Genomic DNA, 11318 nt, shown 5'->3' on the forward strand with positions numbered 1-11318 from the left:
CGCGCGCGACGGGTCATCCCTCCCAATAGGCCCGCCAGGCCTTGCCGGAGAGGAACTCGTGCAGCCTCGCCAACTCGGTGCGCAGGGCCGGCATCCGTTCCCGGCACGGTTTGAGGTCGCCCTTCCGGGCGTCGTCCCCGATCTCCGAAAGGACTTCCACCGCTTTCGACATGCCGAGGATGATCAGGACTTTTTCCAGCTGGTGGAGCGCATCCAGGACGGCGGAGACCGAATCGGCCTCGAGGGCCCGCGTCAGCGTGCCCAGGTGCTCGGGGTACCCCTGCAGGAAGATCCGGACGAATTTCTCGAACACCTCGACGGATTCGATGAAGAGACGCGCACGAACGATGTCGAGGGGCAGTTCCACCTGCTGCCCGTCTGTCGGCTGCTCCAGCTTTGGGCGCGGCCTTTCCGGAATTTCTCCGGCCTCCATCGGCAGCGGTTCGGGGATGTGCTCCATTTCCGGGCATTTCAGCGGACGGCCGGGCAGGGTCTCGAACGTCAGGCCGTCGAGGAGGCCGAAGGGGAGCACCACGTGAAAGGTGCTTCCTTCACCCGGGGCGTTGTCCATCCACAGCTTTCCCCCGATCAGTCGGGCCAGGTTCAGGCAGATGGCCAGGCCGAGCCCCGTGCCGCCGTAGAGGGGGGACATGAAGTTGTCCATGAAGGCGTAGGCGGAGAAGATGGCGTCCCGAAGGTCGGGGGAGATGCCGACCCCGGTGTCCCGGACGGTGAAATGGAGGCAGACGCGCGTCTCCCGGTCCGGGTCCTGGGTTTTGGGGGCCCGGAAGGGGCGCACCTCCAGGGAAATCCTCCCCTGGGACGTGAAGCGGAGGGCGTTCTCCAGGAGGTTGTCCAGGATCTGGCGGAAGCGGGCCGGTTCACCGTAGACCAGGCCGGTCGGCACGTCCTCGTGGATGGAACAGGTGAACCGGAGGTTCTTGCGGGAAGCCTTGTCCTCCATGATCCAGGCGATGTTGTTGAGGCTCTCCCGGAGGTTGAAGGGGATGAACCGCAATTCCAGGGCCCCGGATTGGATGCCGGAGAAGTCGGAGATCTCGTTGATGATGTGCAGGAGGTTCTCGCTGCACACGTGGATGGTCCGGGCGCACTCCGCCTGGGTGGGGCTCAGGTCCGACTTGAGAAGGAGTTCGGACATTCCCAGGATACCGTTCATCGGCGTCCGGATCTCGTGACTCATCTTGGCCATGAAGTGAAAGTGAGACTGGTAGAAGGACGGGCGGCCCCCCCCCTTCTCCTCGGAAGTCTCATCCTTACAGAAGACGCGCTGCACGTTCACGGCGGACCCGTTCACGGCGGACTGCAAATGCAAACCCAGCAGGACGCAGAAGGACGCCAGGCAGGAGAGGGCCTCGGGGGAGGGAGGTGAAGGGAAGCCGGCGATGAGGCCCCCTTCCAGCCTGCCGTCCCGGCGGATCGGCAACAGGAAGGTGAGGTCGCCGGGGAATCGGGTTCCGGCCTCGTTTTCGAGGACGAGGCCGAAAGCGTCGAAACGCGTCCACGGCGCCAGCGGGACGTCGCTGTGCAGAAGGGGGCAGCGGGAGCAGTTGATGATCAGGGGCGCCAGGCCGAGGTGGCCGACCGCGGCCAGGACGAAGACCGCCTCGGCGGGGGGGGCGGCGCCGGTGTCGGCCCCCGCCGGCGCGGGTTGGTGGATTTTAAGGATAGCCGCGCCCTGCAGGCCGACCTGATCGGCCAGTTGCGCCAGGGCGTCATCGAGACGAAGCGGGGGGCGGGAGGGGGAAAACAGGCCGTCCGCCAGGGACTGAACCGTTTCGGCGTAGCGGTGCGAAAGGGCGGGGGAGGGGGCGGCTGCCGGCTCTTCCTCCGGCTTCTGCGAGGTGTTCCGGGGCTCTTTGGTCATGAAAGGTGTCCTTTCGGGGCCGGGTCAGCGCTGGTGTTCACGCGTTCCCATTGTAGCCGAAGGCGGCGGATTGTCCAAGGAAATGTCAGCGGCCCCGGCCCGGGGGATTGCGCCCCGAAAAAAAACGCGGGGCACACCCCGCGTTTTCCCGGTATCCGAAACGCCCGGTGGCCCGTGTCACTTCCGCCCGGACAGCTCCCGGTCGATCATGAAGACACCGTGGGGTTTGTCGCCGATCATCTTCAGCTTCTCCACGATCTCCAGGGCGGATCCTTCCTCTTCCACCTGCTCGTTGACGAACCACTGCAGGAGCCCCTGGGTGGCGTAGTCCTTCTCCTTGACGGCCTGGTCCATGAGGGTGTGGATGCACTTGGTGATGTGCTTCTCGTGGGCGTAGGCGGCCTCGAAGGCAGCCAGGGGGGAGCCCCACTCGAACTGGGGCTTCGCGATGGCGTCCAGCTTCACGCGCCAGCCGCGCTCGGTCAGATAGTGGTAGAGCTTCTGGGCGTGCTTCTGCTCCTCGCCGAACTGGACACGCATCCAGTGCGCGAAGCCGCGGAGGCTCTTCTCCTCGAACCAGGCGGACATGGCGAGGTAGAGGTACGCGGAGAACAGTTCCTCGTTGATCTGCTTGTTCAGGGCATCTTCCATGGTGTTGGCTTTCATGTCGTTCCTCCAGATATGAATGGTGTGATTTCGGCGGATCAGGCGGGGAGATGGCGTTCTCCCGCCTCGGCGGGGACGTTCACCCCCGTTTCGCGACAGGAGGGGCAAACCCCTTCGACATCGAGGTGATAGCCGGTGACCGAGAAACCCATCAGGGTCGGTTCCATGGGGATTGACGGGATCCGGTCGATGGGGATGTCGGAGATGTGGCCGCAGGCGACGCAGCGGATGTGATGGTGCGGTTGGATGTTGCCGTCGAAGCGCTTGGCGGAGCCCGCCGCCTCCAGCTTGAGGATGACTCCCGCCGAACTCATCAGGTCGAGGTTGCGGTAAATGGTCCCCAGGCTGATGTTGGGAAGCCTCTTCCGGACGTTGAGGTAGAGTTCGTCCGCGGTGGGGTGGGAGGTTGTCATGCGCAGCTCCTCGAGAATGACCTGTCGCTGCCGCGTGATCCGTCTGTTTTCCATGTGGTTTGCTCCTGAATCCCCGACTCGCGGTGACCTTCCCGGGGACCCCGTGGGATCCCTCGACGTCACACCCTCTTAGATACCATAGATCGCAAAAAGATTGCGAGAAAATCTCACTTTTTTTCTCCCGGGGTTTCGTGCTAGAATCTTTCCAGCCCCCGACCGGAGAGGAGAAACGGAGTGAGCGACAACATGGAGGACAGACGGGCAATCCGGTTCGAACTGAACGGGGAACCGGCCGTGATCCGGACCGATCCCCGCCGCCGGCTTCTTGACGTGCTGCGGGAGGACTGCCGGCTTCTTTCGCCCAAGGAAGCCTGCGGGGAAGGGGAGTGCGGCGCCTGCACCGTCCTGCTGGACGGGAAAGCCGTCCTTTCCTGCCTGGTCCTCGTGGGCAGCGTCGAGGGTCGCTCCGTCGTGACCACCGAGGGGCTCGAGTCCAACCCTGACTTTCGGGCCCTGGCGGAGGCGTTCGCCATGAAGGACGCCGTCCAGTGCGGTTACTGCACCTCCGGCTTCCTGGTATCCACCCATGCCCACCTCTCGTCGGGGGGAAGTGCGGAGCCTGCTTCACTGCTGGAAGCGGTGGAAGGGAACCTCTGCCGCTGCACCGGGTACATCCAGGTCCTCGAGGCGGTTTCCGCGGCGGTCGAAAAGAGGGATAAATGAACGATTTCCGATATTTGTGCCCCAAGACCTGCGACGAGTTCTGGGAGATGCTGGACAGTCATCCCGGGGCCCTGATCCTGGCCGGCGGAACGGACCTCGTGGTCCAGTTGCGCCGGGGGATGCACCGGGGGGCGCCGCTGATCGACCCGTCCCGCCTCCTGCGCCATTCCGGGGGAGATGCCGGCAACCCGGACGGCGACTTCGGGCCCTTTTCGGAGATCCGGCAGGACGGTCGGCACCTGGCCATCGGGGCCTTCACCACGTTCTCGGAGATCCTGGCGCACCCGACGGTGAAGGAACGGTTTCCCGTGTTCTGGGAGGCGTGCCGGTGGATCGGGTCTCGGCAGATCCGCAACATGGCCACGCTCGGCGGAAACCTGGCCAACGCTTCCCCTGCGGGGGACAGCATGCCGCCCCTGCTCCTCTATGGTGCGGCGGTCGTCATCCGGGGGAGGCGCTCACGACGGGAGACCCCCCTGGAGGGGTTCTACCAGGGATACAAGCAGACGGCCCTGGGCCCCGGGGACCTCATCGAGGCGGTCCGGCTCCCCCTGGGGTTCGCGGCGACCGGGTCGTACTACCGGAAAGCCGGCCCGCGAAAGGCCCTGGCCATCTCGCGGACCGCCGTCTGCGGGGCCGTTGTCCGAGCCGACGGTGAAGCCGGCGCCCGCGCCCGATTGGCGGCGGGCGGGGTCGCCGCCTTCCCGGTGCGGCTGAAGTCGGTGGAAAATCTGCTCGACGGCGGCCGTGCCCCCGGGCTCGATGAACTCCGGGAGGCCCTGGAGAAGGACATCTCGCCCATCACCGACATCCGGGGGGACGCGGCCTACAAGTTCCGGGTGACCCTGAACTTCGTCCGGGAGTTCCTCGAGAGGGCGGGGATCGGGCCGGTTTCGTGACCCGGCCCGGGCCGGGGTTGACAGTGGGAAAATCAAGGGTGCGGAGGGAAAACGCATGGCAGACGTCCGGGAGAAGATGACCCAGCAGCGGCGATGGTTCGAGAAAGTTCTTCTTTGGATACCGGGGTTCAGAGGGTATCTCCAGAAAGAGTACCGCAGGGATGCCGACCACATCCTGCGCCAGTTTCTCGCCCAGCAGGTGCAGGAGGGGAAAAAGCACGTCCAGCAGGCGGTCCGCGCCGTCACCGACAACGGCAAGATCATGCTCCTCAAGTCGGTGGACCAGGTGAACAACCTCATGGAGAAGATCGAGAACCGCATCAAGTTCGCCGCCCACGGCTACTCGGGCGTCTTCGACGCCGTCAAGGTCAAGGAGGCCGAGCTTGACCAGCTCTACGAGTTCGACGCCCGCCTTCTCGACGTGCTGGGCGAACTCAACGCCCAGCTGCAGGCACTCCCCGCGGCGGCTGCCGGGGACCCCGCGGCCTTCACCGCGGCCGTGCAGGACGTCCTCGAGAGGCTCCGGGGCGTGGACACCCTCCTGAACAACCGCGAAAACGCCATCAAGGGCCTCGTGGACGCCGGCGCCTGAGCGACGGCGGACGCGGACGAAATCCACAGGTACGACGAGGTGAACCATGGCCATTGAAGTCATTCAGTTCTTCGACAATTCGGGACGCGAGATCGTCCACCGGTGGCCCGAGTCCGGCTCCAAGGACATCGCCCTGGGCGCCCAGCTCGTGGTGCAGGAAAACCAGGCCGCCGTCTTCTTCCGCGACGGCAAGGCCCTGGACACCTTCCTCGCCGGCCGGCACACCCTGACCACCCAGAACATCCCGCTGCTGCGGAAACTGGTGAACCTGCCCTTCACCGACGCTCCTTTCCCCGCGGAAGTCTATTTCGTCGGTCTGCAGACCTTCCTGGACATGAAGTGGGGGACCAAGGAACCTATCCCGTTCCGGGACAAGGAACTCGCCATGGTCCGCTTGCGGGCTTTCGGAAAATATTCCTTCAAAATACGTGATCCGAGAATTTTCATAGCAGAAATTTGTGGAACTCGCGGGGTCTACACAACGGATGGAATAGAAGAATATTTCAGGGATTACGTGGTTTCCCGTCTCAACGACGTCCTGGGCGAGAACCTGCAGAGCATCTTCGACCTGGCTCAGTACTACGACGAGCTGAGCCTCGCCACCAAGTCCCGGGTCTCCGGCGATTTCGACAAGTACGGCATCGAGGTGGTGGATTTCTTCATCTCCGCCGTCACGCCGCCGGAAGAAGTCCAGAAGATGATCGACGAGCGGAGCGGCATGGGGGCCCTGGGCGACATGAACAAGTTCATGCAGTTCAAGGCTGCCAAGGCCATGGAGAAGGCCGCGGAACAGCCCGGCGGCGGCGCGGCGGCCGGGGTGGGGCTTGGCATGGGGGCCGGGCTCGGTTTCATGATGCCGGGAATGATCCAGCAATCCATGGCGGCCGGGCAGCAACCGCCGCCGGCGCCGCTACAGCCCCCGGGGCCGCCCGCACCGCCGGCAGCGCCTGCAACGCCTGCAACGCCGGCCCCGGTCGTCGGTGCCGCGGCGGGTGTTTTGGTCTGCGCTGCCTGTAACGCGTCGAACCCTGCCGCATCGAAGTTCTGCTCGGGGTGCGGGCAACCGCTGGCCAGACCGAAATGCCCGGCCTGCGGCTTCGAATACACCGCCGGCTCCCGGTTCTGCAACAACTGCGGCGCCACCCTGGGGAAGAAGAAGTGCCCGGACTGCGGCACGGAAAACGACGGGGCCGCGAAGTTCTGCTCCGGTTGCGGAAAAAAGATCTGATCCCCGCCGGATGCCGGCAGGGGCCTGTTGCATGTCGATCCGGACGGTAGGGACCGAATGAGTCGAACCCTGTTCTACCTTTTTGCGGCGGTGTCGCTCTGCGGGGCGGTGAACGTGCTGCTTCAGAAGCGCACGCTCAACGCCGCCCTCTCGCTGGTGGTCTGCCTGGCCGGCATCGCCGGGGTTTACTTCACCCTGGGCGCCCCCCTGATCGGGTGGATCCAGTTCATCGTCTACGCCGGCGCGGTGATGGTGCTCTTCGTCATCACCATCATGCTGGTGGGCCCCTACACCGCGTCCGGGGAGCGGAGTGACCGGCTGGCCTGGCGGATCCAGTCGGCCCTGCTCGGGTGCGGCGTGCTTGTCCTGGTCCTCTTCGCCACGGCACGGTTCACGACCCGGCCCGAAGCCCTCGCCGCGACGCCACCGCCCGGGGGTGTCGCGCCCGTGGGCACCCTGCTGTTCACCCGGTACCTTCTCCCCTTCGAACTGATCACCGTCCTGGTGATGATCGCCCTGGTGGCCGCGGTGGTGCTGGCCCGAAAGAAAAGGCCGGAGGACGCCTGATGGACGTCCCCATCACCCACGTTCTGCTGCTGGGAGCGATTCTCTTCGCCGTCGGGGTCGTTGGGCTCCTGACCCGTCGCAACCTGGTCGTGCTCTTCCTCTGCGTCGAACTCATGCTCAACGCCGCCAACCTGACCTTCCTGGCCTTTGCCCGGGAGAACCGGTCCCTGGACGGGCAGGTGGTGGTCTTCCTGGTGATCGCGCTGGCCGCCGTGGAGGCGGCGGTCGGGCTGGCCCTGGTGATCGCGGTCTGGCGGACGCACGGCACCCTGGACATCGACCGGCTCCGCCGGCTGAAGGACTCGTGAGGGCCCGATGGAAACGCAGCACCTGGCCCTCCTGGTCCCCACGCTCCCCTTCCTCGGCTTCCTCGTCAACGGCCTGCTGGGCGGGCGCTTCAGCCGGCGCGCCGTGCACGCGGTCGCCTGTGGGGCCACGTTCCTCTCCCTGGCCGCCGCGGTGACGCTCTTCCTCCGGTTGAACGGGATGCCCGGCCACCGCTGGGAGCACGCCTACTTCGACTGGATCAGTTCCGGCACCTTCACCGCCCGCTTCGGGCTGCTCCTGGACCCCCTGTCCCTGACCATGGTCCTGGTGGTGACCGGGGTGGGCTTCCTCATCCACGTCTACAGCACGGGTTACATGGCGCGCGAGGATGGGTACCGGCGGTTCTTCGCCTACCTCAACCTCTTCATGGCCGCCATGCTCCTGCTGGTCATGGCGGACAACTACCTCCTCCTCTTCGTGGGGTGGGAGGGCGTCGGGCTGTGTTCATACCTGCTGATCGGCTACTACTATCACAAGAAGTCCGCCGCCGATGCAGGGAAGAAAGCCTTCATCGTCAACCGGATCGGGGACGCGGGCTTCATCTGCGGGGTGTTCCTGCTGTTCAGCGTCTTCGGCCGCCTCGATTTCAACGGCCTGTTCGCCGGGATCACCGCCCTGCCGGTGGAGACCGGGGCCGGCGTCCTGACGGCGGCGGCGCTGCTCCTCTTCGTGGGCGCGGTGGGGAAGAGCGCCCAGATCCCTCTCTACGTCTGGCTCCCGGACGCCATGGAGGGCCCAACCCCCGTCAGCGCCCTTATCCACGCCGCCACGATGGTGACGGCGGGCGTGTACATGGTGGCCCGCTCCAGCGTCCTGTACCTGCACGCCCCCCGCGCCCTTCTGGCCGTGGCCGTGGTGGGCGTCGCCACCGCCGTGTTTGCCGCCGTCATCGGCCTTTTCCAGCGGGACATCAAGCGGGTGCTGGCCTACTCCACGGTCAGCCAGCTGGGCTTCATGTTCACGGCCCTGGGGGTGTGCGCCTTCACCTCGGGGATCTTCCACCTCATGACCCACGCCTTCTTCAAGGCCCTGCTCTTCCTGGGTTCCGGGAGCGTGATTCTGGCCCTCCACCACGAGCAGGACCTCCAGAACATGGGCGGGATCGCGAAGAAAACCCCCGTCACCTGCGTGACCATGTGGTTCGGGACACTGGCTATCGCCGGCATCCCGATCTTCTCCGGGTTCTTTTCCAAGGACGAGATCCTCTTCTCCGTCTACTCCTCCGGGGTGCCCGGCGCGATGACCCTTTACGCCATGGCCACCTTCGCCGCCGTGCTGACCGCCTTCTACATGTTCCGCCTGATGTTCCTGACCTTCCACGGGACGGCGCGCATGGGGGAGGACAAGCTTTCCCGCGTCCACGAGTCGCCGAGATCCATGACCCTGGTCCTGGCGGTCCTGGCGGCCCTCTCGCTCCTTGGCGGCCTGGTCGGCCTCCCCGCCTGGGTCGGGGCCAACCGCTTCCACGCGTTCCTCTCCCCCGTGTTCGCCGCCGGCGGCGCCCCGGCGGCGCACGCTCACTCCGCCGCCCACCACGCCGACGAGATCCTCGTGACGTGTATCTCGGTGGCTGCCGCGCTGCTGGGCGCCCTGGCGGCCTGGTCCGTCTACCGTCGGCAGCGGCGGACGCCGGTGGACGAGGCCCGACTGGGGGTGGTGCACAAGCTGATATCCAACAAGTTCTACGTGGACGAGATCTTCCACGCGCTGATCGTGCGCCCCCTCTTCTGGCTTTCGGAGAAGGTCTTCTGGAAGTGGACGGACGTCAACGTCATCGACGGCATCGTCAACGGGTGGGCCGACCTGGCGGGGGCCGCGGGGAAGGGAGTCTCCCGTCTCCAGGGCGGCATCACCCGGGTCTACGCCGGCTGGATCACCGTGGGGGTCCTCGCCGCCGGCCTGGCCCTCCTGATGCTCTACCTGCGCTGAGGGGTTCGACATGCCGGCCAACCACCTCCTCTCCTGGATCATCTTCCTCCCGCTGCTGGGGGTCCCCCTGCTGGCGCTCGTCCCGCGCGAGCGGGCCTCCGCGGTCCGGTGGACCGCCTTCGGGGTCTCGTTGCTTCCCCTGGCGGCTGCCGTCGAGCTTTTGCTCCGCTTCAACCGGGCCGGCGGGGGGTTCCAGTTGCTGGAATCCCGCCACTGGTTCACCCTGGGGGGGGCGGAGATCCGCTACATCCTGGGCGTCGACGGGATTTCGCTGTTCCTGGTCCTCCTGACCGCCTTCCTGACCCCCGTGGCCATCGCGGCGTCCCGGGCGGTGGAAAAGCACCTCCGGGCCTTCATGGTTTGCCTGCTGGTCATGGAGACGGGGATCCTGGGCGTCTTCCTGTCCCTGGACCTCGTCCTGTTCTACGTGTTCTGGGAGGTCGTGCTCATCCCCATGGCCCTGGTCATCGGCGTCTGGGGGAGTGCCAACCGGGTCTACGCCATGGTCAAGTTCTTCATCTACACCATGGCGGGCTCCCTGCTGATGTTGGTGGGGATCATCGTGCTCGGCCTCCTGCACTACGACGCCACCGGGGTCCACACCTTCTCCTACCTTCGAATCGCCGAGACGCTCCAGGGCAGCGGCGGCATCTCGCTGGTGATCCCCTTCGACCGACAAATCCTGCTTTTCCTGGCTTTTGGTATCGCCTTCGCCATCAAGGTGCCCCTTTTCCCCTTCCACACGTGGCTCCCCGACGCCCACACGGAGGCGCCCACGGCGGGTTCAGTCATCCTGGCGGGCGTGCTGCTGAAAATGGGGACCTACGGGTTCCTCCGCTACTGCCTGCCCCTGTTTCCCGACGCCACGCTCAAGCTCGCGCCCTGGATCTGCCTGCTGGCCGTCGTCGGCATCGTCTACGGCGCCCTGGTGGCCATGGTCCAGCCGGACCTGAAGCGGCTGGTGGCCTACTCCTCGGTCTCCCACATGGGCTACGTGATGCTGGGCATCTTCACCTTCACCTTCACCGGGGTTCAGGGGGCCAACCTCCAGATGCTCAACCACGGCCTCTCCACGGGGATGCTCTTCCTGCTGGTGGGCATGTTGTACGACCGTCGCCACACCCGGCAGATCGAGGACTTCGGCGGACTCGCGAAAACCATGCCCGCCTTCGCGGTGTTCTTCATGATCGCCACGCTGTCCTCCATCGGGCTCCCGGGGCTGAACGGTTTCGTGGGCGAGATCCTGGTGCTCCAGGGCGCGTTCATCGGGAACCGCGCTTTCGCGGTGGTGGCCGTTCTGGGGATGATCCTCGGGGCCGTCTACATGCTGCGGGTTTACCAGCGGGTCTTCTTCGGCGAGGTCACGAAGGAGGAGAACCGCCAGGTCAGCGACATCGGCCTGCGGGAGCGGGCGCTCCTCGTTCCCCTGGTGCTGCTCATGATCTGGATCGGCGTCTACTCGGCCTGGTTTTTACGCCCCACCGACAACGACCTCCGCAAGACCCTGCGAACCGTGGAGCAGGTCAAGGCCCTCCCGTCGCTGATGTCGACCGCCTCGGCGGCCCACACCCCACGCCCGTCGGCCGCAGCGGCCAGAAAGTGAGGGGGCGGCGGGGAGGGGTGAGTGATGGGAATTATGGGAATTATGGGAGCTATGGGAGTTATGGGATCGAGGGGATCGATGAGGCTGGAGAATTGCCGTTAACCCACGAGATGCGATATGCCCGTGATTGATGCGAACCTGGAAGACCCCTTTCCCCCTGATTCCGAAGGCTCCGGGGACGTATTCGAAGACCTTCCCGAAGATTCCGCCGAAGACTTGACCTATCCTCTCTATTTTGAAGCCCTATCTTTCCCCGGCTCCCATGACTCCCATGACTCCCATGATTCCCATGATTCCCATGACTCCCATACCCCCCACCCCCCACTTCCCCACCACGTTTCCTCCCCCGGCTCGGGGTTGCTCCCCCCCCTCGGGGTGATTACCGGAGGCTGCTCACCTACCAGAAAGCTGAGGTGGTCTACGAAATCACCTACCGTTTCTGCCAGCGCTTTCTCGCGAAGGGCGACCGCACGGTCGACCAGATGG

Annotated in this window: 11 protein-coding genes; 8 read left to right on the plus strand and 3 right to left on the minus strand. The window is 65.5% G+C overall.

The window, feature by feature from the left end:
* Nucleotides 1-13 precede the first annotated feature (13 nt).
* The 3 genes from KA419_18100 to KA419_18110 form a co-directional block, all read right to left on the minus strand.
* Nucleotides 14-1885 (minus strand): Hpt domain-containing protein, encoded by a 1872-nt coding sequence (locus KA419_18100; protein MBP7867847.1) that lies wholly within the window; start codon nt 1883-1885, stop codon nt 14-16.
* A 177-nt stretch (nt 1886-2062) separates the two neighbouring features.
* Nucleotides 2063-2551, minus strand: a complete 489-nt coding sequence (locus KA419_18105; protein MBP7867848.1) for a ferritin — start codon at nt 2549-2551, stop codon at nt 2063-2065.
* Between the two features lie 38 nt (nt 2552-2589).
* On the minus strand, nt 2590-3018 hold the full coding sequence (locus tag KA419_18110; GenBank protein MBP7867849.1) for a transcriptional repressor: 429 nt from the start codon (nt 3016-3018) through the stop codon (nt 2590-2592).
* A gap of 192 nt (nt 3019-3210) precedes the next feature.
* Here KA419_18110 and KA419_18115 point away from each other — a divergent pair, with 192 nt between their 5' ends.
* From KA419_18115 to KA419_18150, 8 genes are read left to right on the plus strand one after another with little or no spacing between them, the layout of a single operon-like run.
* Nucleotides 3211-3687 carry a (2Fe-2S)-binding protein gene (locus KA419_18115; GenBank protein ID MBP7867850.1) on the plus strand — a complete coding sequence of 159 codons (477 nt, stop codon included), beginning with the start codon at nt 3211-3213 and terminating at the stop codon, nt 3685-3687.
* On the plus strand, nt 3684-4586 hold the full coding sequence (locus KA419_18120) for a xanthine dehydrogenase family protein subunit M (protein MBP7867851.1): 903 nt from the start codon (nt 3684-3686) through the stop codon (nt 4584-4586). The genes KA419_18115 and KA419_18120 overlap by 4 nt, the downstream gene beginning before the upstream one ends.
* Before the next feature lie 55 nt (nt 4587-4641).
* Complete coding sequence (locus KA419_18125) at nt 4642-5178, plus strand: hypothetical protein (protein ID MBP7867852.1); 537 nt, start codon at nt 4642-4644, stop codon at nt 5176-5178.
* A 46-nt stretch (nt 5179-5224) separates the two neighbouring features.
* Nucleotides 5225-6406: an SPFH domain-containing protein gene (locus KA419_18130; GenBank protein MBP7867853.1), complete on the plus strand. Its 1182-nt coding sequence runs from the start codon at nt 5225-5227 to the stop codon at nt 6404-6406.
* Between the two features lie 57 nt (nt 6407-6463).
* Nucleotides 6464-6973 carry an NADH-quinone oxidoreductase subunit J gene (locus KA419_18135; GenBank protein MBP7867854.1) on the plus strand — a complete coding sequence of 170 codons (510 nt, stop codon included), beginning with the start codon at nt 6464-6466 and terminating at the stop codon, nt 6971-6973.
* A complete protein-coding gene (gene nuoK / locus KA419_18140; GenBank protein ID MBP7867855.1) occupies nt 6973-7281 on the plus strand; it encodes an NADH-quinone oxidoreductase subunit NuoK in 309 nt (102 codons plus the stop codon). Before KA419_18135 ends, nuoK begins: the two co-directional genes overlap by 1 nt.
* Nucleotides 7282-7288: 7 nt before the next feature.
* A complete protein-coding gene (gene nuoL, locus KA419_18145) occupies nt 7289-9229 on the plus strand; it encodes an NADH-quinone oxidoreductase subunit L (GenBank protein ID MBP7867856.1) in 1941 nt (646 codons plus the stop codon).
* 10 nt (nt 9230-9239) lie between these two features.
* Nucleotides 9240-10832 (plus strand): NADH-quinone oxidoreductase subunit M, encoded by a 1593-nt coding sequence (locus tag KA419_18150; GenBank protein MBP7867857.1) that lies wholly within the window; start codon nt 9240-9242, stop codon nt 10830-10832.
* The last annotated feature ends 486 nt before the right edge of the window (nt 10833-11318 follow it).

It is taken from the genome of Acidobacteriota bacterium (assembly GCA_018001935.1).
GTDB lineage: Bacteria > Acidobacteriota > JAAYUB01 > JAAYUB01 > JAAYUB01 > JAGNHB01.

Coding starts and splice junctions, on each gene's coding strand:
- KA419_18100 (MBP7867847.1), bottom strand. CDS start 1,885: ATGACCAAAGAGCCCCGGAACACCTCGCAGAAGCCGGAGGAAGAGCCG.
- KA419_18105 (MBP7867848.1), bottom strand. CDS start 2,551: ATGAAAGCCAACACCATGGAAGATGCCCTGAACAAGCAGATCAACGAG.
- KA419_18110 (MBP7867849.1), bottom strand. CDS start 3,018: ATGGAAAACAGACGGATCACGCGGCAGCGACAGGTCATTCTCGAGGAG.
- KA419_18115 (MBP7867850.1), top strand. CDS start 3,211: ATGGAGGACAGACGGGCAATCCGGTTCGAACTGAACGGGGAACCGGCC.
- KA419_18120 (MBP7867851.1), top strand. CDS start 3,684: ATGAACGATTTCCGATATTTGTGCCCCAAGACCTGCGACGAGTTCTGG.
- KA419_18125 (MBP7867852.1), top strand. CDS start 4,642: ATGGCAGACGTCCGGGAGAAGATGACCCAGCAGCGGCGATGGTTCGAG.
- KA419_18130 (MBP7867853.1), top strand. CDS start 5,225: ATGGCCATTGAAGTCATTCAGTTCTTCGACAATTCGGGACGCGAGATC.
- KA419_18135 (MBP7867854.1), top strand. CDS start 6,464: ATGAGTCGAACCCTGTTCTACCTTTTTGCGGCGGTGTCGCTCTGCGGG.
- nuoK (MBP7867855.1), top strand. CDS start 6,973: ATGGACGTCCCCATCACCCACGTTCTGCTGCTGGGAGCGATTCTCTTC.
- nuoL (MBP7867856.1), top strand. CDS start 7,289: ATGGAAACGCAGCACCTGGCCCTCCTGGTCCCCACGCTCCCCTTCCTC.
- KA419_18150 (MBP7867857.1), top strand. CDS start 9,240: ATGCCGGCCAACCACCTCCTCTCCTGGATCATCTTCCTCCCGCTGCTG.